A 19,266-nucleotide genomic window follows, 5' to 3' on the forward strand; every position below is an offset into this window, starting at 1 on the left:
CGACTTTGTTCGTGCGTTCACAAGCGGTTACCGTGGGAGTCGCCGGGCGGCCGACCGCCCGGATCCCCGATGTCGCCCGCCCCCCTCGGCTCCCGCCGTCGCCCGGGCGCGACCGCTGTGGAGTAGGCCCGTGATGCAGTCGCGGCCCCGGATCCCGGAGGCCACCGTCGCCCGGCTGGCCGTGTACCTGCGGGTGCTCGGCGGCCTCGCCGACACCGGTCGCGGCACCGTCTCCTCCGGCGAGCTGGCCTCGGCGGCCGGCGTCAACCCGGCGGGCCTGCGCAAGGACCTCTCCCACCTGGGGCCCTGCGGCACCCGCGGTGTCGGCTACGAGGTCGCCACCCTGCGCGACCGCATCGCCGCCGTGCTGGGCATGGAGACGGCCCACGCGTGCGTCCTGGTCGGCATCGGCAACCTCGGCGCGGCGCTGGCCGGCTACGGCGGGTTCGGCACCCGCGGCTTCGAGTTCGTCGGTCTCTTCGACGCCTCCCCGGCCCGGGTGGGCCAGCGGATCGGCGGCCTGCCGGTGCGGCCGGTCACCGAGCTCGAGGAGGTCGTGACCGCCACCGGGGCGACGATCGGGGTCATCGCGACCCCCGCCGAGGTGGCCCAGGGCGTCGCCGACCGGCTCACCGCGGCCGGGGTGAGGAGCATCTTGAACTTCGCGCCGGTCACGCTGACCGCGCCGGCGGGGGTCGACGTCCGCCAGGTCGACCTCTCCGTCGAGCTGCAGGTCCTGGCCTTCCTCGACAAGCAGCGCGGCGCCGTCCCCGGCGCCCCGCTGGAGTCCCTCGCCCCCGCCGGGGGGATGGCATGAGCCTGCTCGCCGTCGGCATCAGCCACCGCACCGCGCCCGTCGCGCTGCTCGAGCAGTTCGCCATGACCCGCGACGACCAGGTCAAGGCGCTGCACGAGCTCGTCGGCAGCGACCACGTCAGCGAGGCGCTGGTCCTGGCCACCTGCAACCGGGTCGAGGTCTTCGCCGAGGTCGACCGCTTCCACGGCGGCGTCGCCGAGGTCAGCCGCGTGCTGGCCCGCCAGTCCGGGGCCGGCGTCGAGGAGCTCACCCCCTACGTGACCGTGCACTACGAGGACCAGGCCGTCGCCCACCTGTTCACCGTGGCCGCGGGCCTGGACTCGATGGTCGTCGGCGAGACCCAGGTGCTCGGCCAGCTGCGCGCGGCCTACGCCCTCGCACAGGAGGAGGGCACCGTCGGCCGGTCGCTGCACCCGGTCGCCCAGCACGCCCTGCGGGTGGGCAAGCGCATCCACTCCGAGACCGGCATCGACCGCGCCGGCGCCTCGCTGGTCACCGTCTCGCTCGACCACGCCGAGGACCGCGTCGGCCCGCTCGCCGGCCGCCCGGCCCTCGTCGTCGGCGCCGGCTCCATGGGCGCCCTCGCCGCCACCACGCTGTCGCGCCGCGGCGCGCTGGTCACCGTCGCCAGCCGCTCCCCGGAGTCGGCCGCCCGCCTGGCCGCCGCCGTCGACGGCGGCACCGCCGAGATGGCCGAGCTCCGGTCGGCGATCGCCGACGCCGACGTCGTGGTCACCTGCACCGGCGCCACCGGCCTGGTCGTCGGCACCGACGTCGTCGCCGCGGCGATGACCGACCGCGCTGGGCGCCCGCTGGCCGTCGTCGACCTCGCGCTGCCCCGCGACGTCGACCCCGGCGTCGCCGCGCTGCCGGGCGTGCACGTCGTCGACCTCGCGCTGCTGCAGGGCGAGCGGTCGGCCGCCGGGAGCACCGGGCCGGTCGCCGCCGACGACGTCGCCGCCGCACACGCGCTCATCGAGGCCGAGACCGCGCTGCTGCGCGCCGAGCGGCAGGCCGCCGCCGTCGCGCCCACCGTCTCCGCGCTGCGCAGCCAGGCCGCCGAGGTGGTCGACGCCGAGCTGCTGCGCCTGGCCGCCCGGCTGCCCGACCTCGACGCCCGCGCCCGCAACGAGATCGCCCGCACGGTGCGCCGCGTCGTCGACAAGCTGCTGCACGAGCCGACCGTGCGGGTCAAGGAGCTGGCCAGCACCCCCGGCGGGGTCGACTACGCCGACGCCCTGCGCGCGCTGTTCGGCCTGGGCCTGGGCACCGAGGTGCCCGCGGACGGCCCGCGGCTGGCCGAGGCCGTCGCCGTCGACCCCGACGAGCTGCGCCCCGGGGGCGCGTCGTGACCTCACGGACCAGCGCACGGTCCACCGCGACGCTGCGGCTGGGCACCCGGGCCAGCCGGCTCGCCCACACCCAGTCGCAGACCGTCGCCGACGCGGTCACCGCCGCCAGCGGCGTGCCGGTCGAGCTGGTGCACATCAGCACCGAGGGCGACCGCTCCGCCGCGGCGATCGCGCAACTCGGCGGCACCGGCGTGTTCGTCACCGCGATCCGCCGGGCGCTGCTCGAGGGCACCGTCGACGTCGCGGTGCACAGCTACAAGGACCTGCCCACCGCGCCCGAGCCCGGCCTGGTCGTCGCCGCCGTCCCGCCGCGGGAGGACCCGCGCGACGCGCTGGTCGCCCGGGACCGGCTGACCCTCGGCGAGCTGCCGCCCGGCTCCCGCGTGGGCACCGGGGCGCCGCGCCGCGTCGCGCAGCTGCGCGCCCTCGGCCTGGGCCTCGAGGTCGTGCCGATCCGCGGCAACGTCGACACCCGCATGGCGCGGGTGGTCCCCGGCGACCTCGACGCCGTCGTCCTCGCCCGCGCGGGCCTGGCCCGGCTGGGCCGGCTCGACGTGGTCACCGAGGTGCTCGACCCGCTGCAGGTGCTGCCCGCGCCCGCGCAAGGCGCGCTGGCCGTCGAGTGCCGCGCCGACGACGAGCGCACCCTGCAGCTGCTGGCCGCGCTCGACGACCCCGGCACCCGCGCCGCCGTGCTCGCCGAGCGGACCACGCTGGCCGCGCTGGAGGCCGGGTGCAGCGCCCCGGTCGCCGCGCACGCCGAGCTCGCCGAGGGCGAGGACGGCCCCGAGCTGTACCTGCGCGCCTCGGTGACCGCACTCGACGGCAGCGACGGCGTCCGCGGCTCGGTGACCGGCCCGGTCGGCGACGCCGAACGGCTCGGCCGCGAGCTCGCCGCCGACCTGCTCGACCGCGGCGCCGCCGCGCTCGTGGCGGCCGCCCGGTGACCCGCCGGGCCCCCACCCCAGACCCCGCACACGCCCTCCCGAGGGCCTCGACACCAACAAAGGACCAGGAGCTCGTGATGACGCGCTTCCGCAAGACCCCCGGCCGCGTCGTCTTCGTCGGCGCCGGCCCCGGTGACCCGGGCATGCTCACCGCCCGGGCCACGGCCGCACTGGCCGAGGCCACGGTCGTGCTCGTCGACCCGGACGTCCCCGCCGCCCTCGTCGACGCCGTCCGCGACGGCCGCCCGGAGGTCGACCCGACCCCGGTCAGCGGCGAGCCGGCCGACGTCGCCAAGAGCGCCGTCGCCGCCGCCAAGAACGGCGACGTCGTCGTCCGGCTGGTCGCCGGTGACCCCTACACCGCCGAGCGCGCGGTCAAGGAGGTGCTCGCCGTCGGCCGCACCTCGGTGCCCTTCGACGTGGTCCCCGGCGTCGCGCCGTCGACCGCGGTGCCGGCGTTCGCCGGTGTCGCCCTCGGCGGCACCTCCCTGACCGCCGACCTGCGCGACGGCGACGTCGACCTGCCGGCCCTCGCCGGCGCGGCCGCGACGCTCGGCGCCCCCGTGGTGCTGCAGGCCGGCGCCGAGCAGCTCCCCGACGCCGCCGCGCGGCTGGTCGAGGGCGGGCTGTCCGGCAGCACCCCGGTCGTGGTGACCGCGGGCGGCTCGGGCACCGGGCAGAGGAGCGTCGTCGCCAAGCTGGGCGCCGTCGCCGAGAAGACCGCCGACCTCGGCGGCCTCACCGGCGCGGTCGTGGCCACCGTGGGCTCGGCCGTCGACAAGCGCGGCAAGCTCTCCTGGTGGGAGAGCCGGCCGCTGTTCGGCTGGCGGGTGCTGGTGCCGCGCACCAAGGACCAGGCCGGCGAGATGAGCGAGCGGCTGCGGGCCTACGGCGCGGTGCCGGTCGAGGTGCCCACCATCGCCGTCGAGCCGCCGCGCAGCGCCGCCCAGATGGACCGCGCGATCAAGGGCCTGGTCACCGGCCGCTACGGCTGGATCGTGTTCACCTCGGCCAACGCCGTGCGCGCCGTCCGGGAGAAGTTCACCGAGCTGGGCCTGGACGCGCGGGCCTTCGCCGGCGTCAAGGTCGCCTGCGTCGGCGAGCAGACCGCCGACGCGGTGCGCGCCTTCGGTATCGTGCCCGAGCTGGTGCCCACCGGCGCGCAGTCCAGCGAGGGCCTGCTGGCCGACTTCCCCGAGTACGACGACGTCCTCGACCCGATCAACCGGGTGCTGCTGCCGCGCGCCGACATCGCCACCGAGACCCTCGCCGCGGGCCTGGTCGAGCGCGGCTGGGAGATCGACGACGTCACCGCCTACCGCACCGTGCGGGCCGCGCCGCCGCCGGCGCCGGTGCGCGAGGCGATCAAGGGCGGCGGGTTCGACGCGGTGTGCTTCACCTCGTCGAGCACGGTCCGCAACCTGGTCGGCATCGCCGGCAAGCCGCACGCCAAGACCGTCGTCGCGGTGATCGGCCCGGCCACCGCCGCCACCGCGCAGGAGTTCGGGCTGCGCGTCGACGTGCAGCCCGAGACCGCCGCCGTCGCCCCGCTGGTCGACGCGCTGGCCGCGTTCGCCGAGGCCCGGCGCGCCGAGGCCGGGCAGTGAGCCCGGCGCAGGGCGGGTCGAGCCCGGGCTTCGCGCGTGGGCGCCGGCTGCGGTCGACGCCCGCCCTGCGCCGGCTCACCGCGCAGACGCGGGTGGCCCCGGCCGACCTGGTGCTGCCGGTGTTCGTCAAGGAGGGCATCGACGAGCCGGTGCCCATCGGCTCGATGCCCGGCGTGGTGCAGCACACGCCGGACTCGCTGCGCAAGGCCGCGCACGAGGCGGCCGAGGCCGGCATCGGCGGCCTCATCCTGTTCGGCGTCCCGGCCGAGAAGGACGAGGTGGGCTCGCAGGCCGACGCCGCGGACGGGATCGTCAACGTCGCGCTGCGCCGGCTGCGCGAGGACCTCGGCGACGAGCTGGTCCTCCTCGCCGACCTGTGCCTGTGCGAGTACACCTCGCACGGGCACTGCGGGCTCGTGACGCCGGCCGGCGTCGTCGACAACGACCCGACCCTGGACCGCTACGCCGCGGTGGCGATCGCGCAGGCGCAGGCCGGCGCCCACGTCATCGCCCCCAGCGGGATGATGGACGGGCAGGTCGCGGCGATCCGCCGGGCGCTCGACGGCGCGGCGTTCACCGAGACGCCGATCCTCGCCTACGCCGCCAAGTACGCCTCGGGCTTCTACGGCCCGTTCCGCGAGGCGGCCGAGGGCGCGCCGCAGTTCGGTGACCGCTCGACCTACCAGATGGACCCGCCCAACGCCGACGAGGCGCTGCGCGAGGTGGCCCAGGACCTCGCCGAGGGCGCCGACGCCGTCATGGTCAAGCCGGCGCTGCCCTACCTCGACGTCGTGGCGCGGGTCGCCGACGCCGTCGACGTCCCGGTCAGCGCCTACCAGGTCAGCGGCGAGTACGCGATGGTCGAGGCGGCCGCCCGCAACGGCTGGATCGACCGCGAGCGCGCCATCGTGGAGACCCTCACCGCCATCCGCCGCGCCGGCGCCGGCCAGGTGCTCACCTACTGGGCGGTCGAGGCGGCGCGCCTGCTGCGCCGGTGAGCTACGTCGAGCCCGGCGGCAGCCGGCGGCCGTTCTGGCTGGCCGCCGCCGCGCTCGCCGTCCTCGGCCTGCTCGACGGCCTCCTGCCCGGTCCGGACCTGCCGCCGCTCGGGTGGGCGCTCGGGGTGGTGGTCGTCCTCGGCGTCGCCGCCGCGCTGTGTTCGGTCGCCCGCCGCGCGTGGACGGTGCGGATCGGCGGCCGGGGACCGGAGAGCGCGCTGACGGTGGGCCGGGAGCGGGTGCCGCTGGCCGACGTCGACGCCGCCCACCTGCGCGCCGTGCGGGAGGGGACGGCGGGCGTCGACGCCGGCGCCCCGGTGCTCGGTGGCGGCTGGTCGCTGCCGCGCGGGCGCACCGGGCTGCCGCTGCGACTGGCCGACGGGCGCACCGTCCTGGTGCCCACCCGCGACCCCGCCGCGCTGAGCGGCGCCCTGCTCGCCGCTCTGCCCGCCGCCGTGCCGGGGAGTGGCACGTCACAGGCCGCCGACCCCCACGCCCCCGACGGGCGGTCCCGGGACAGGGGGACACTGGGGCCGTGACCTCGCTGGACACCACCCGGTACGACTACGCGGCACCGGTCTCCGCCGGCCTGTTCGACCGCGCGAAGCGCGTCACCCCCGGCGGGGTCAACTCGCCGGTGCGCGCCTTCCGCGCCGTCGGCGGCACCCCGCGGTTCATGGCGCAGGGCTCCGGCCCGTGGCTCACCGACGCCGACGGCCGCCGCTACGTGGACCTGGTGGCCTCCTGGGGGCCGATGATCCTCGGCCACGCCCACCCGGCCGTGGTCGAGGCGGTCACCGCCGCCGCCCGCCGCGGGTTCTCCTTCGGCACCCCCACCGAGGGCGAGCTGGACCTGGCCGAGGAGATCGCCGCCCGCGTCGCCCCCGTCGAGCGGGTGCGGCTGGTCAACTCCGGCACCGAGGCGGTGCTCTCGGCGGTGCGGCTGGCCCGCGGCGCCACCGGCCGCCGGATCGTCGTCAAGTTCGCCGGGTGCTACCACGGCCACGTCGACGCGCTGCTGGCCTCGGCGGGCTCCGGCGTGGCCACCCTCGGCCTGCCCGACACCCCCGGCGTCACCACCGGCGCCGCCGCCGACACGATCGTGCTGCCCTACAACGACGTCGCCGCCGTCGAGGCCGTCTTCGCCGAGCACGGCCCCGACATCGCGGTCGTCGTCAGCGAGGCCGCCCCGGGCAACATGGGCGTCGTCCCGCCGCTGGACGGCTTCAACGCGCAGCTGCGCCGCATCACTGCCGAACACGGCGCGCTGCTGCTGCTCGACGAGGTCATGACCGGCTTCCGGGTGTCCCGCTCGGGCTGGTACGGCCTCGACCCCGTCGACGCCGACCTGTTCACCTTCGGCAAGGTCATGGGCGGCGGGCTGCCGGCCGCGGCCTTCGGCGGGCGCGCCGACCTCATGGAGCAGCTCGCGCCCAACGGCCCCGTCTACCAGGCCGGCACGCTGGCGGGGAACCCCGTCGCCGTCGCCGCCGGGCTCACCACGCTGCGGCACTGCACCGACGACGTCTACGCCCGCTGCGACCGGGTCGCGGTCACCCTGCGCGGCGCGACGAGCGCGGCGCTGTTCGCCGCCGGCGTGCCGCACCGCGTGCAGCAGGCCGGTTCGATGTTCTCGGTGTTCTTCGTGCCCGACGAGCGCCAGGTGCGCGACTACGACGACGCCCGCACCCAGGACACCGCGGCCCACCGCGCGTTCTTCCACGAGATGCTCGCCCGCGGCGTCTACCTGCCGCCGTCGGCGTTCGAGTCCTGGTTCGTCAACGCCGCGCTCGACGACGAGGCACTCGAGCGGGTGCTCGACGCGCTGCCCGCCGCCGCCCGCGCGGCCGCGGCCGCCGACCGCGCCGACGCGCCGTCCGACGCCGACGCCGAGGACGCCCAGGAGCTGCAGCCCTGATGGAGACCACCGTCGTCCACCTGCTGCGGCACGGTGAGGTGCACAACCCCGACGGGGTGCTCTACGGCCGGCTGCCGGGCTACCGGCTGTCCCCCGCTGGAGAGGCCATGGCGCAGCGGGCCGCCGAGTGGCTCACCGGCCGCGGCGTCACCCACCTGGTGTCCAGCCCGCTCGAGCGCGCCCGGCAGACCGCCGCGCCCGTCGCCGAGGCGCTGGACCTGCCCCTCGACGTCGACGAGCGGCTCATCGAGGCGGGCAACGCCTTCGAGGGCCTGCGGGTGGCCGGCGGCCGCGGGGTGTTCCGGTCGCCGGCGAACTGGTGGCGGCTGCGCAACCCGGTGCGGCCGTCGTGGGGCGAGCCCTACGTCGAGATCGCCGCGCGGATGCTGGCCGCCGTCGAGGCCGCCCGCGACGCCGCCCGCGGGTCGGCCGCCGTCTGCGTCAGCCACCAGCTGCCCATCTGGACGCTGCGGCTGCACCTGGAGGGCCGCCGCTACACCCACGACCCGCGCCGCCGGCAGTGCGGTCTGGCCAGCGTCACGTCGGTGACCTACGAGGGCGACAAGGTGGCGCGCATCGACTACGCCGAGCCCGCCGGTGCCACCGACCCCGACGCGGTCCCCGGCGCATGAGGCGCGCACTACCTGCCGCGCTCGCGGCCCTCGCCCTGCTCTCCGGCTGTGCCACCGGCGAGGGCCGGGCCGACGTCACCAACGGCGGCGAGTACCGCTTCGTCGCGGCCACCCCGGCCGGTGAGGTCATCCCGGCCGCCGAGCGGGCGGCGGCTCCCGACTTCGGCGGCACGCTGCTCGGCGGCGGCGAGTGGACCTCCGAGGAGCTCGCCGGGCAGGTCGCCGTCCTGAACTTCTGGGGCTCGTGGTGCCCGCCCTGCCGGGTGGAGACCCCGGAGTTCCAGGAGGTCTACACCGAGGTCCGCGACGAGGGCGTGGCCTTCCTCGGACTCAACGTCAAGGAGGCCGACGAGCAGTTCGCGCAGGCCTTCGTCGACAGCCAGGGCATCGAGTTCCCCTCGCTCTACGACCCCGCCGGCGAGGTCGCGCTCGCCTTCCGGGACTACCCCGCGACCGCGATCCCGTCCACGATCGTCCTGGACCGCGACGGCCGGGTGGCCGCCGTCTACACCGGGGCGGTCGCGCAGGACGACCTGCGCGCCGTGCTCGACGCGCTGCTCGGGGAGGGCTGAGGTGGGGCAGGAGTTCGCCGCGCTGGTCACCGACGGCCCGCTGCTGGTGGCCGCCGCGGTGGCCGCGCTGGTCGGGCTGGTCAGCTTCGCCTCGCCGTGCGTGCTCCCGCTGGTGCCCGGCTACCTGTCCTACGTCACCGGGCTGGTGGGCAGCGGCACCCGCGCCCCGTCCCCGGCGCCGGCCGGCGGGGGAGCGACGGCCACCGCCGTGCGCACCGACGAGCGCTCCCCGCGCGGGCGGATGGTGCTCGGCGCGCTGCTGTTCGTCCTCGGCTTCACCGCCGTCTTCGTGGCCGTGGGCACCGCGTTCGGCGGCCTGGGCCGGCTGCTGGTGCAGTACGACGACGTCATCACCCGCGTCATGGGCGTCGTCGTCGTCGTCGTCGGCCTGGCCTTCCTGGGGAGGCTGCCGTTCCTGCAGCGCACCGCGCGGCTGTCGGTGCGCCCCGCCGCGGGGCTGGCCGGCGCGCCGCTGCTCGGCGTCGTCTTCGGGCTCGGCTGGACGCCGTGCCTGGGCCCGACGCTGTCGGCGGTCTACTCGCTGGCCTACACCGAGGCGACCGCCGGCCGCGGCGCGCTGCTGTCGGTCGCGTACTGCCTGGGCCTGGGCGTGCCGTTCGTGCTGGTCGCCCTCGGCGCGCGGTGGGCGGTCGGGGCGACGGCGTTCCTGCGCCGGCACGCCCGCGCCGTCACCCGCGTCGGCGGCGCGGTGCTCGTGGTCGTCGGGCTGCTGCTGGTCACCGGCGCGTGGACGGAGATGATGGGCTGGCTGCGCTCCTGGCTGGCCGTCACCGGGCTGGGGGAGTCCGCACTGTGACCGAGCTCGCGAGGTCACACGGGTGCAGAGCACGACCGGGCACAGCTCCGACGAGCGCCAGCGAGGAGGCGCTGTGACCACGACCGCCCCGCCGCGGCCCGAGGCCGCGCCGACCCCGCCCGCGCGCCCCTCCGCCGCCCGCCGCCTGGGCGCCTTCGCGCTGCGCCAGTGGCGCCGGCTGACCGCCATGCGCACGGCGATCGTGCTGCTGTTCCTGCTCGCGCTCGCCGCCATCCCGGGCTCGCTGCTGCCGCAGCGGTCGCTGTCGCAGAGCGCGGTGGGGCAGTACTTCGCCGACCACCCCACCCTCGCGCCGGTGCTCGACCGGCTCTACCTCTTCGACGTCTTCAGCTCGCCGTGGTTCGCCGCGGTCTACCTGCTGCTGTTCGTCTCGCTCATCGGCTGCGTGCTGCCCCGCGCGCTCGAGCACGCCCGGGCGCTGCACACCCCGCCGCCCCCGGCCCCGCGCCGGCTGACCCGGCTGCCCGACTCCGCGCGGCTGCCGACGCCGCTGCCGCCGGCCGCCGCGCTCGACGCCGTCGAGGAGGAGCTGCGGGTACGCCGCTACCGCGTCGTGCGCCGCGAGCGCGAGGGCGGCGCCGAGCTGTCGGCCGAGAAGGGTCTGCTCAAGGAGACCGGCAACCTGGTGTTCCACCTGGCGCTGGTCGCCCTGCTGCTCGGACTGGCCGGCGGCAAGCTGTGGGGCTACGAGGGCAGCATCCTGGTGACCGAGGGGCAGCGGTTCTGCAACGCCTTCCAGCAGTACGACACCTACTCCGCCGGCGCGATGGTCGAGAGCGGTGACCTCTCCCCGCTGTGCGTCGGCCTGGAGGACTTCCGCGCCGAGTACGAGCAGGACCTCACCGCCGCGTCGTTCACCGCCGACGTCACCTACGGCGCCCCCGGCGAGGAGGGCCGGTCGACGACGATCGGCGTCAACGACCCGCTGCGCGTCGACGGCGACCGCGTCTACGTGACCGGCCACGGGTTCAGCCCGCGGTTCACCGTGACGCTGCCCGACGGCACCACCTTCGACGACGTCTCCGCGCCGTTCCTGCCCACCGAGCAGTCGACGATGGCCAGCGAGGGCGCGCTCAAGCTGCCCGACCTCGGCGCCGGCGCCGACGACCAGCTCGCGCTGCAGGGCTTCTTCGCGCCCACCGGCCTGGTGCAGGCCGGCGTCCTCACCTCGATCGACCCCCGCCCCCTGGCGCCGCAGGTCGCCGTCGTCGCCTTCCGCGGCTACCTCGGGCTGGACTCCGGGCTGCCGCAGTCGGTCTACTCCCTCGACGCCTCGCAGATCGAGCGGGGCCGGCTGGCCGAGGTCGGCCGGGCCAACCTGTCGGTCGGGGAGTCGATGACGCTGCCCGACGGCACGACGGTGGCCTTCACCGGCTACTCGGAGTTCGCCGCGGTGCAGGTCTCGCACGACCCCGGCCAGCTGTGGGTGCTCGGCGCCGCCGTCGCGGTGCTGGCCGGCCTGCTCGGCATGCTGCTGCTGCGCCGTGAGCGCGTCTTCGCCCGCGCCGCCGCCGATCCCGGCGGCGGTACCGTGCTGGACGTCGGTGCGCTCACGCGCGGCAGCGGCGACGGCGCGCCGCGGTTCGCGGCCCTCACCGACGACCTGCGGGCGGTCCTCGCCGCCCGTGCCCCGACCCGCACCCCGCCGTCCGACGGGGCCGCACCGCAGACCGGAGGCGCACCCGCGTGAGTGCCGACCAGCTGTCCGCCCTGTCGGACACCCTGTTCTCGACCAGCGTCGGTCTCTACTCGCTGGCCGTCGTCGCGTTCTGCGCGCAGCTGGCCTTCGGCCGCCGTCCGGTCCAGGAGCGCGAGCTCGTCGGCGCGGCCGGGACCGGCGCCCCCGCCGGCCCGTCCCGCCCCGACGCGCTGCCCGCCGACCCGCCGGCGGTGCGCCGCTGGGGCCGGGTGGCGGTGCTGCTCACGGCCGCCGGCGCGCTCACCCACGCCGGCGTCCTCGTCGCCCGCGGGCTGGCCACCGACCGGCTGCCCTGGGGCAACATGTACGAGTTCGCCACCGCCGTCGTGCTGGTCGCCGTCGTGGCCTACCTGGTGTTCGCGGTGCGCTCGCCGGGCCTGCGGCACCTGGGCCTGTTCGTGCTGGGCCCGGTGGTGCTCAGCATGGTCGCGATCGGGCTGTTCCTCTACGTCCAGAGCGGCCCGCTGGTGGCCGCCCTGCGCTCGAGCTGGCTGGCCGTGCACGTGTCCACGGCGATCCTCGGCTTCGGCATCTTCTTCGTCAGCGGCATCGCCAGCGTCCTGTACCTGGTCCGCTCGCGGTACGAGGAGCGGGGCGGCGGCGCCGACGGCGGGGTGCTCGGCCGGCTGCCGTCGGCGGCCACGCTGGACCGGGTCGCCCACCGCACGGCGGTCTTCGGCTTCCCGATCTGGACCTTCGCCGTCATCGCCGGCGCCATCTGGGCCGAGAGCGCCTGGGGCCGCTTCTGGGGCTGGGACCCCAAGGAGACGTGGGCGTTCATCGCCTGGGTCGTCTACGCCGCCTACCTGCACGCCCGCACCACGGCCGGCTGGCGCGGCCGCCCGGCGGCGTGGGTCAACGTGGTCGGCCTCGGCGTCATGGTGTTCAACCTGCTGTACGTGAACATGGTCTCCACCGGGCTGCACAGCTACGGCGGGGTCAACTGAATCGCGTCCCACCCGCCCCAGCACGCCACTCCCGTCCCTCGCGAGGGGGAGAGGTCCGCCGGACGCGCCGGTCGCGTGCTCCACTTGTCGCCATGACCGCTCGCACGGGGGGATCGCGCTCGGAGGTCCGCTGTGGGTAGGCACGCTGCGGCCGACGACGCCGGCACCGACCCCATCGTCGCTGCGGCGCTCGCCCGGCACGGGACGGCGCCCGGGACCCGGCACGCCTCCGCCACCGAGGGCGCCACCGACGGCGGCGCCGACGAGGGCACCGAGAGCGGCCTGGGCTGGCCCGGGGACACCACCACCGGCGGCGGGCTGGGCTGGCCCGGCTCGCTCGACGAGGCCCGCGAGACCGCCCGCATGGACGCCGTCCCGTCGGTGCCCGGAGCGCCCCGCGGCGCGGCCGCCGTGGGGATCACCGCCGGCGACGTCGCGCCCGGCGAGGACCCCGGGCAGCGGACCCGGCGCGGCTGGCGGCGGATGTTCGGCGGCACCGCCGCCTAGCACCCCCGCTCAGCACCCCCACAGCCGTGCACTTCCGCGGAAGTGCACGAAGGGGGCGGGCGGAGGCCGGGCACTTCCGCGGAGGTGCGCAGGAGAGCCGGGCACTTCCGCGGAAGTGCGCGGGGTCGTGCGCGGGACTAGGCGGGCGAGCCGTCGTCGCGGCGGACGCGGCGGCCGAGCTCGCGGAGGAACTCCGGGTCGTCGTCGGGGGCGACCGGGCGGGGAGCGCGCGAGGCGCGGGGACGGCGCTCGGGCCGCGGCCGGCGCAGCTCACCGCCGGCGGCGGCGGTCGCCCGCACGACGAGCAGGACCACGACCACGGCGATCACCAGCAGCACCACGAACGCCACGGCGCCCACCCCCCTCGACTCGGGCCTCTCCGCCACTGTACGACCGCTGGGATACTGCAGGGGTGGCGCGCGATGCGCCGCGCGGGGACCCCCGCCGAGTCTGGATGGAGCCCGTCATCGACGCCGTCGACCGCCAGCTGATCGACCTGCTGCGCGCCAACGGCCGGGCCAGCTACGCCGAGCTCGCCCGCCAGGTCGGCCTCTCGGCGCCGGCCGTGCACGAGCGGGTCGGCAAGCTCGAGGCGGCCGGCACCATCACCGGCTACCGCGCCGTCGTCGACCCGGCCGCCCTCGGGCTCGACGTCACCGCGCTCGTCGGCGTCATCGAGAGCGACTCGGTCGACGACACCGGCGTGGAGGCGGCGCTGCGGGCGATGCCCGAGGTCGAGGACTGCTGGCGCGTGGCCGGCAGCGAGGCCTTCGTGCTCAAGGTGCGGGTGACCGACATCCCGGCACTGGAGTCGGCCATCAACGCGTTGAACCGGATCGAGGGCGTCGCCCGGACCCGCACCACCGTGGTGCTGTCGACGAAGTGGGAGGGCCGTCATGGCTGAGCAGGAGCGCACCCCGGTCACGCCGGTGGGCCCGGACGGTCGGCCGGCGGTGCGGCCGAAGGTGCTGCCCTGGGTGCTCGTGCACACCATCGGCCGGCTGGCGGTCTTCGCGCTGCTGACCGTCGTCCTGTGGATGGTCGGCCTCGACTTCTGGTCGGGGATGCTCTTCGGCCTGGTCCTGTCGATGCCGGTGTCGTACTTCCTGCTGCGCCGCTCCCGCGAGCAGCTCAGCGTCGCCCTGGTCGCGCGGTCGGAGGAGAAGCGCCGCGCCAAGGAGCAGTTCCGCGCCCGGCTCTCGGGCGACGCCGCGGCCTGACCCCGTCCCGCGGTCAGGCCGCCGCGTGCACCAGCAGGGCCACGATGCGGCGGCCGGCCGGGCCCTCGACGACCACGTAGGTGGTCTCCACCCGGCCGATCGCACTGCCGTCGGCCCGCACCCGGGTGAAGGCGGCGCGGTGCAGCACGCACGTCCGGTTCACCACGGTCGTGACGGCAGAGAGCTCCTCGCTGCGGTCGTAGCCGGCCGCCCGCAGCGCCTCGACCTGCCGGCCCACGGCGGCCAGCACCCGCTCCTCGTCGGTCAGGACCACGCTCCCGGCGTCGCTGCTGAGCACCAGCGGCACGCCGTAGTGGGCCAGCAGCCGGGTGAGGTCGTCGGTGTCCCCGCGCCCCAGCGCGGCGAAGTCGGCCAGGTAGGCCGCGAACCACCTCCCGAACCCGGGCTCGTCCATGCCGGGAGTGTGGCCGCAGGGACGGTCAGCCCGACAGGGCGAGCCCGGCCGCCAGCAGCACACCGGTGGCCAGCGTGAGCAGCCCGGTGGCCTGCAGCGCGGCGATCAGCGCCGGCCCGCGGCCGCCGGAGAGCACCACCCGCGACGGCGGCAGCGCCAGCGGCGCGGCTGCCAGCCCGAGCAGCGTCCACGGCCGTCCCACCCCGATGGCGACGACGACGGCGAACGCGCCGGCCAGCAGCCCGACGTAGAGCAGCCGGGTGACCCGGTCGCCGAGCAGCACCGCCAGCGTCCGCTTGCCCACGACGGCGTCGCCGGCGACGTCGCGCAGGTTGTTGACCACCAGCAGCGCCACCGACAGCAGCCCGACCGGCACCGCCGCCGCGACGGCGAGCCCCTCGACCCGGCCGGTCTGCGCGAACGTCGTCCCGGCGACGGCGACCAGGCCGAAGAACACGAAGACGAACACCTCGCCCAGCGCCCGGTAGCCGTAGGGCAGCGGCCCGCCCGTGTAGGTCCACGCCGCGGCGATGCACACCGCCCCGACGGCGACCAGCCACCAGCTCGACAGCGCCGCCAGCGCCAGCCCCGCCACGCCCGCGACGGCGAAGGCGAGCAGCGCGGCGACGAGCACCTGCCGGGCCGGTGCGGCGCCCGAGCCGACCAGCCGCATCGGCCCCACCCGGTCGGCGTCGGTGCCGCGCCGGCCGTCGGAGTAGTCGTTGGCGTAGTTGACGGCCACCTGCAGGGCGAGCGCGACCAGCAGCGCCAGCAGCGCGGGGACCGGCCGGAACCCGTCGAGCGCGGCGGCCGCGCCGGTGCCCACGAGCACCGGTGCGAGAGCGGCGGGCAGCGTGCGGGGCCGGGCGCCGGCCACCCACTGCGCGGCGGTGGCCACTAGCGGTCCCCGCCGCCGAGCCGGGCCGCGACGCGGCGGCGGTCGGGCTTGCCGGTGTGCAGCGTGGGCACGGCGTCGACCAGGTGCAGCTCGCGCGGGGCGGCAGGGCCGCCCAGCCGCTCGGTGACCCACGGCCGGAGTGCGGCGAGGTCGGGCGCGGCGCCGGGCGCGGGCACGACGGCGGCCACCACCCGCTGCCCCCACTCCTCGTCCGGCCGACCGAAGACGACGGCGTCGGCGACGTCGGGGTGCTCGCGCAGCGCGCCCTCGACCGCCTGTGGCGCGACGTTGACCCCGCCGGTGACCACGACGTCGTCGAGCCGGCCGGTGACGGTCAGCCGCCCGTCCGGCCCGGTCGTGCCGGCGTCGCGGGTGCGGAACTTCCCGCCGGTGAAGGCCGCCGCCGTCGCCTCCGGGTCGCGGCGGTAGCCGAGTGCCAGCACGGGGCCGGCGATCGCGATCCCGTCGTCGTCGACGCGGACCCGGACGCCGTCGAGGGGGAGGCCGTCGTACACGCAGCCGCCGGAGGTCTCGGTCATGCCGTAGGTGGTGACCACGGCGACCCCGGCCGCCCGGGCGCGGGCGAGCAGGTCCGGGTCGGTGGCCGCGCCGCCGACGAGGACGGCGTCGAAGGCGCGCAGCGCCCCGGGTTCCGCGTCCAGGTACCGGCGCAGCTGGGTGGGGACCAGCGCGGTGCAGCGGCGGCCGCCGGGCATGCGGGCGACCGCGTCGGCCAGGGGCTCGCCCGGGGCGAGGACGACCGGGACGGTGCCGCCGACCACCGAGCGGACCAGCACCTGCAGCCCGGCGACCGCCGAGACCGGCAGCGCCAGCAGCCAGGTGCCGGGCCCGCCGAGACGGTCGAGGGTCGCGGTCGCCGAGGCCGTCAGCGCGGCGGCCGGCAGCAGCACGCCCCGGCCGCCGCCGGTGGACCCGGACGTGACGACGACGACGTCGGCGCCGTCCTCCAGGGGCTCGTCCGGCGCGAGGACCGCGCGGGCGGCCGTCGCGGCCGGGCCGGCCGGCAGGACGGCGAGCGGTGCGCCGCCGCCCAGGGCCGCGCGGACGGCGGGCAGCACGGTGCCGAGGGCGGCGTCGGGGGAGTCCGGCGCGGGGAGGACGGTCAGCTGCCGGGGCACGTCGAACGAGCCTACGTCGCGCCCGATCTACCCTGGCGGACGTGATCACCTCCGCTCTCCCGCCGGGGATCGCGGAGGCCGCGGTGTGGTCGGTGCCGATGCGCACGCGCTTCCGCGGCATCGACGTCCGCGACGGCGTCCTCGTGCGCGGCCCGGCCGGCTGGGGGGAGTTCTCCCCGTTCTGGGACTACGGCGTGCCCGAGAGCCGCCGGTGGTGGGCCGCCGCGGCCGAGGCGGCGCTGACCGGCTGGCCGGCGCCGGTGCGCGACGCCGTGCCGGTCAACGTCACCGTGCCCGCGGTGGACGCCGACCGCGCGCACGCGCTGGTGTCCGCGTCGGGCTGCCGGACGGCGAAGGTCAAGGTGGCCGAGCCCGGGCAGACCCCGGCCGACGACCTCGCCCGGGTCGAGGCCGTCCGCGACGCGCTCGGCCCCGGCGGCGCCGTCCGCGTCGACGCCAACGCCGCCTGGGACGTCGACACCGCGGTGGCCCGCATCCGGCAGCTGGACCGGGTGGGCCTGGAGTACGTCGAGCAGCCCTGCGCGACCGCCGAGGAGCTGGCCGCGCTGCGCCGGCGCACCGACGTCCGGATCGCCGGCGACGAGGTCCTCCGCCGCGCCGACGACCCGCTGGCGGTCGACCTGCGCGAGGCCTGCGACGTCGTCGTCCTCAAGGTGCAGCCGCTGGGCGGGGTGCGGGCGGCGCTGCGCGTCGCCGAGGCGCACGGCCTGCCCTGCGTCGTCTCCTCGGCGCTGGAGTCCTCGGTGGGCCTCGCCGCGGGCGTCGCGCTGGCCGCCGCCCTGCCCGAGCTGCCCTTCGCCTGCGGCCTGGCCACAGGGACCCTCCTCGACGGCGACGTGACGAGCCGGCCGCTGCTGCCCGTCGACGGCGCCCTGCCGGTGCGCCCGGTGACCCCCGACCGGCTGGCCGACGTGGCGGCGCCCCCCGGGGTGACCGGGCGGTGGGCCGACCGGCTGGCCGCGGTGCTGGCCGCGTGAACCCCTCCACCGCGCTGGCCCGCGTGCTGGTCGACGAGCTCGTCCGCGGCGGGGTCCGCGACGCCGTGGTCGCGCCGGGATCGCGCTCGGCGCCGGTCGCGCTGGCGCTCGTCGCGGCCGAGCGGGCCGGCGTCCTGCGGCTGCACGTGCGCATAGACGAGCGGACGGCGTCCTTCCTCGCCCTCGGCCTCGCCCGCGCCTCCGGCCGCCCGGTGCCGGTGCTCACCACCTCCGGGACGGCGACCGCGCACCTGCACGCCGCGGTGCTCGAGGCCGACGTCAGCGGCGTCCCGCTGCTCGCGCTCACCGCCGACCGGCCGCCGGAGCTGCGGTCCACCGGCGCCAACCAGACGATCGAGCAGCCCGGCCTCTACGGCGGCGCGGTGCGCTGGGCCGCCGACGTCGGCGTGCCCGAGGCCGGCCGCGAGGCAGCGCAGAACCGGTACTGGCGCTCGGTGGTGTCCCGGTCGCTGCTCGCGGCCACCGGCGCGCTGTCCGGCGACCCCGGCCCGGTCCAGCTGAACCTGCCCTTCCGCGACCCTCTGCTGCCCGAGGAGGAGCCCGGCCCGCTCGAGGGCCCGTGGGCCGGGCGCGACGCCGGCGCCCCGTGGACGGCCGGTGTCCCCGCGCCGGCCGCGTCCGGCCCGGTCGGGGACGGCCCGCGCACGCTCGTGGTCGCCGGGGACGGGCCCGGTGCCGTCGGCCGCGCCTGGGCGGCCGGCGCCGCCGCGGCGGGCTGGCCGGTGGTCGCCGAGCCCAGCGGCGGGGCGTGGACCGGCGACGCCGTCCGCGGCGGGGCGCTGCTGCTCGGCGTGCCCGCCTGGCTCGACGCCCACCGCCCCGACCGGGTCGTGGTGGTCGGCCGGCCCACGCTGTCGCGGCCGGTGTCGGCGCTGCTGGCCGACCCGCGGGTGCGGGTGGAGACGGTGACGGCGACCCCGCGCTGGCCCGACGCCGGCCGGTCGAGCGCGCTGGTCACCCGCGCCGCCCCGCCCGCGGGGCCGCCGTCGGACCCCGGTTGGGCCGCCGCCTGGGCCGGTGCCGGCGCACGGGTCGGGTCGGCCGTCGACGCGCTGCTGGACGCCGCGCCGGCCCCCACCGCCGCCCGGCTGGCCCGCGACGTCGTCGCCGCGCTGCCGGCCGGGGCGCTGCTGGTGCTGGGCTCCTCGACGCCGGTGCGCGACGTCGACCGGCTCGCCGTCCCGCGCGGCGATGTCACCGTGCTGGCCAACCGGGGCGTGGCCGGCATCGACGGCACGATCTCCACCGCGGTCGGGGCGGCGCTGGCCCACGGCGGCCCCGCGGTGGCGCTCCTGGGCGACCTGACGTTCCTGCACGACCTGCAGGGGCTGCTGACCGGCGAGGGCGAGGCGCGCCCGGACCTGACCGTCGTCGTGCCGGACAACGACGGCGGCGGGATCTTCGCCCAGCTCGAGCCCGGCCGGCCCGCGTACGCGCGCGACTACCGGCGGGTGTTCGGCACACCCCACGGGCGCGACCTCGTGGCGGTCGCGCAGGCGCTGGGGTGGGCCGCCACGCGGGTCGCCTCGCCGGGCGAGCTGCCGGACGCGCTGGCGCGGGGCGGGCCGCGGGTGGTCGCCATCGGCACCGACCAGCGGGCGGAGGCCGACCTCGCCGTCGCCCTCCGCGAGGCCGCGGCCGGCGCTCTCGGCTGAGCCCTGGGACCGGCGTCCCGCCCGCGTCCGGTGTGTGGTCCTGCTCGCACTCCCCGCCCGGCGCGACCCGGCGGCGTTCCGCGGCA

At 77.5% G+C, this 19,266-nt stretch carries 21 protein-coding genes; 17 read left to right on the forward strand and 4 right to left on the reverse strand.

Annotated features, from left to right (window positions below; all coding sequences use genetic code 11):
- Positions 1–133 precede the first annotated feature (133 nt).
- From CHC04_RS00920 to CHC04_RS00980, 13 genes are all read left to right on the forward strand, one after another.
- On the forward strand, positions 134–817 hold the full coding sequence (locus CHC04_RS00920) for a redox-sensing transcriptional repressor Rex (protein ID WP_089402592.1): 684 nt from the start codon (positions 134–136) through the stop codon (positions 815–817).
- On the forward strand, positions 814–2,169 hold the full coding sequence (locus CHC04_RS00925) for a glutamyl-tRNA reductase (protein WP_089402044.1): 1,356 nt from the start codon (positions 814–816) through the stop codon (positions 2,167–2,169). The genes CHC04_RS00920 and CHC04_RS00925 overlap by 4 nt, the downstream gene beginning before the upstream one ends.
- Complete coding sequence (hemC, locus tag CHC04_RS00930; protein ID WP_089402045.1) at positions 2,166–3,116, forward strand: hydroxymethylbilane synthase; 951 nt, start codon at positions 2,166–2,168, stop codon at positions 3,114–3,116. Before CHC04_RS00925 ends, hemC begins: the two co-directional genes overlap by 4 nt.
- Positions 3,117–3,193: 77 nt before the next feature.
- Positions 3,194–4,723 (forward strand): uroporphyrinogen-III synthase, encoded by a 1,530-nt coding sequence (locus CHC04_RS00935; RefSeq protein WP_089402046.1) that lies wholly within the window; start codon positions 3,194–3,196, stop codon positions 4,721–4,723.
- Positions 4,720–5,721 (forward strand): porphobilinogen synthase, encoded by a 1,002-nt coding sequence (hemB, locus tag CHC04_RS00940; RefSeq protein ID WP_089402047.1) that lies wholly within the window; start codon positions 4,720–4,722, stop codon positions 5,719–5,721. Before CHC04_RS00935 ends, hemB begins: the two co-directional genes overlap by 4 nt.
- Positions 5,718–6,260: a hypothetical protein gene (locus CHC04_RS00945; protein ID WP_176449788.1), complete on the forward strand. Its 543-nt coding sequence runs from the start codon at positions 5,718–5,720 to the stop codon at positions 6,258–6,260. Before hemB ends, CHC04_RS00945 begins: the two co-directional genes overlap by 4 nt.
- Entirely contained in the window at positions 6,257–7,639 is a 1,383-nt protein-coding gene (hemL, locus tag CHC04_RS00950; RefSeq protein ID WP_089402048.1) for a glutamate-1-semialdehyde 2,1-aminomutase, read from the forward strand. The genes CHC04_RS00945 and hemL overlap by 4 nt, the downstream gene beginning before the upstream one ends.
- Positions 7,639–8,271 carry a histidine phosphatase family protein gene (locus CHC04_RS00955; RefSeq protein ID WP_089402049.1) on the forward strand — a complete coding sequence of 211 codons (633 nt, stop codon included), beginning with the start codon at positions 7,639–7,641 and terminating at the stop codon, positions 8,269–8,271. Before hemL ends, CHC04_RS00955 begins: the two co-directional genes overlap by 1 nt.
- Positions 8,268–8,843 carry a TlpA family protein disulfide reductase gene (locus CHC04_RS00960; protein ID WP_089402050.1) on the forward strand — a complete coding sequence of 192 codons (576 nt, stop codon included), beginning with the start codon at positions 8,268–8,270 and terminating at the stop codon, positions 8,841–8,843. Before CHC04_RS00955 ends, CHC04_RS00960 begins: the two co-directional genes overlap by 4 nt.
- A 1-nt stretch (position 8,844) precedes the next feature.
- A complete protein-coding gene (locus tag CHC04_RS00965) occupies positions 8,845–9,660 on the forward strand; it encodes a cytochrome c biogenesis CcdA family protein (RefSeq protein ID WP_089402051.1) in 816 nt (271 codons plus the stop codon).
- 73 nt (positions 9,661–9,733) lie between these two features.
- Complete coding sequence (resB, locus tag CHC04_RS00970; protein WP_089402052.1) at positions 9,734–11,371, forward strand: cytochrome c biogenesis protein ResB; 1,638 nt, start codon at positions 9,734–9,736, stop codon at positions 11,369–11,371.
- The gene (gene ccsB / locus CHC04_RS00975) at positions 11,368–12,327 is read left to right on the forward strand and encodes a c-type cytochrome biogenesis protein CcsB (protein ID WP_089402053.1); all 960 of its coding nucleotides are present in this window, start codon (positions 11,368–11,370) and stop codon (positions 12,325–12,327) included. The genes resB and ccsB overlap by 4 nt, the downstream gene beginning before the upstream one ends.
- 132 nt (positions 12,328–12,459) lie before the next feature.
- Positions 12,460–12,834 (forward strand): hypothetical protein, encoded by a 375-nt coding sequence (locus CHC04_RS00980; RefSeq protein ID WP_089402054.1) that lies wholly within the window; start codon positions 12,460–12,462, stop codon positions 12,832–12,834.
- A gap of 137 nt (positions 12,835–12,971) precedes the next feature.
- Here CHC04_RS00980 and CHC04_RS00985 read toward each other — a convergent pair whose 3' ends face one another.
- Entirely contained in the window at positions 12,972–13,184 is a 213-nt protein-coding gene (locus CHC04_RS00985) for a hypothetical protein (protein ID WP_089402593.1), read from the reverse strand.
- 104 nt (positions 13,185–13,288) lie between these two features.
- Here CHC04_RS00985 and CHC04_RS00990 point away from each other — a divergent pair, with 104 nt between their 5' ends.
- Both CHC04_RS00990 and CHC04_RS00995 read left to right on the forward strand, forming a co-directional pair.
- Complete coding sequence (locus CHC04_RS00990) at positions 13,289–13,738, forward strand: Lrp/AsnC family transcriptional regulator (RefSeq protein WP_217897118.1); 450 nt, start codon at positions 13,289–13,291, stop codon at positions 13,736–13,738.
- Entirely contained in the window at positions 13,731–14,054 is a 324-nt protein-coding gene (locus CHC04_RS00995) for a DUF4229 domain-containing protein (protein WP_089402055.1), read from the forward strand. The genes CHC04_RS00990 and CHC04_RS00995 overlap by 8 nt, the downstream gene beginning before the upstream one ends.
- Positions 14,055–14,067: 13 nt before the next feature.
- On the opposite strand, the gene CHC04_RS01000 is transcribed toward CHC04_RS00995, so the two are convergent.
- From CHC04_RS01000 to menE, 3 genes are read right to left on the reverse strand one after another with little or no spacing between them, the layout of a single operon-like run.
- Positions 14,068–14,469: a DUF6841 family protein gene (locus tag CHC04_RS01000; RefSeq protein WP_089402056.1), complete on the reverse strand. Its 402-nt coding sequence runs from the start codon at positions 14,467–14,469 to the stop codon at positions 14,068–14,070.
- Between the two features lie 25 nt (positions 14,470–14,494).
- The gene (locus CHC04_RS01005; protein WP_089402057.1) at positions 14,495–15,367 is read right to left on the reverse strand and encodes a 1,4-dihydroxy-2-naphthoate polyprenyltransferase; all 873 of its coding nucleotides are present in this window, start codon (positions 15,365–15,367) and stop codon (positions 14,495–14,497) included.
- Positions 15,367–16,506 (reverse strand): o-succinylbenzoate--CoA ligase, encoded by a 1,140-nt coding sequence (gene menE, locus CHC04_RS01010; protein WP_089402058.1) that lies wholly within the window; start codon positions 16,504–16,506, stop codon positions 15,367–15,369. The genes CHC04_RS01005 and menE overlap by 1 nt, the downstream gene beginning before the upstream one ends.
- 41 nt (positions 16,507–16,547) lie before the next feature.
- On the opposite strand from menE, the gene CHC04_RS01015 reads away from it, so the two are divergent.
- The gene (locus CHC04_RS01015) at positions 16,548–17,504 is read left to right on the forward strand and encodes an o-succinylbenzoate synthase (RefSeq protein ID WP_245816898.1); all 957 of its coding nucleotides are present in this window, start codon (positions 16,548–16,550) and stop codon (positions 17,502–17,504) included.
- Positions 17,501–19,180: a 2-succinyl-5-enolpyruvyl-6-hydroxy-3-cyclohexene-1-carboxylic-acid synthase gene (menD, locus tag CHC04_RS01020; RefSeq protein ID WP_089402059.1), complete on the forward strand. Its 1,680-nt coding sequence runs from the start codon at positions 17,501–17,503 to the stop codon at positions 19,178–19,180. The genes CHC04_RS01015 and menD overlap by 4 nt, the downstream gene beginning before the upstream one ends.
- Positions 19,181–19,266 lie beyond the last annotated feature (86 nt).

This window comes from Geodermatophilus saharensis, from assembly GCF_900188205.1.
In the GTDB taxonomy this organism is placed as follows: domain Bacteria; phylum Actinomycetota; class Actinomycetes; order Mycobacteriales; family Geodermatophilaceae; genus Geodermatophilus; species Geodermatophilus saharensis.

Excerpts from the sequence above, each read along its gene's own strand:
- CHC04_RS00920 (WP_089402592.1), top strand. The coding sequence starts at position 134 with ATGCAGTCGCGGCCCCGGATCCCGGAGGCCACCGTCGCCCGGCTGGCC.
- CHC04_RS00925 (WP_089402044.1), top strand. The coding sequence starts at position 814 with ATGAGCCTGCTCGCCGTCGGCATCAGCCACCGCACCGCGCCCGTCGCG.
- CHC04_RS00935 (WP_089402046.1), top strand. The coding sequence starts at position 3,194 with ATGACGCGCTTCCGCAAGACCCCCGGCCGCGTCGTCTTCGTCGGCGCC.
- CHC04_RS00955 (WP_089402049.1), top strand. The coding sequence starts at position 7,639 with ATGGAGACCACCGTCGTCCACCTGCTGCGGCACGGTGAGGTGCACAAC.
- CHC04_RS00960 (WP_089402050.1), top strand. The coding sequence starts at position 8,268 with ATGAGGCGCGCACTACCTGCCGCGCTCGCGGCCCTCGCCCTGCTCTCC.
- CHC04_RS00990 (WP_217897118.1), top strand. The coding sequence starts at position 13,289 with ATGGAGCCCGTCATCGACGCCGTCGACCGCCAGCTGATCGACCTGCTG.
- CHC04_RS00995 (WP_089402055.1), top strand. The coding sequence starts at position 13,731 with ATGGCTGAGCAGGAGCGCACCCCGGTCACGCCGGTGGGCCCGGACGGT.
- CHC04_RS01000 (WP_089402056.1), bottom strand. The coding sequence starts at position 14,469 with ATGGACGAGCCCGGGTTCGGGAGGTGGTTCGCGGCCTACCTGGCCGAC.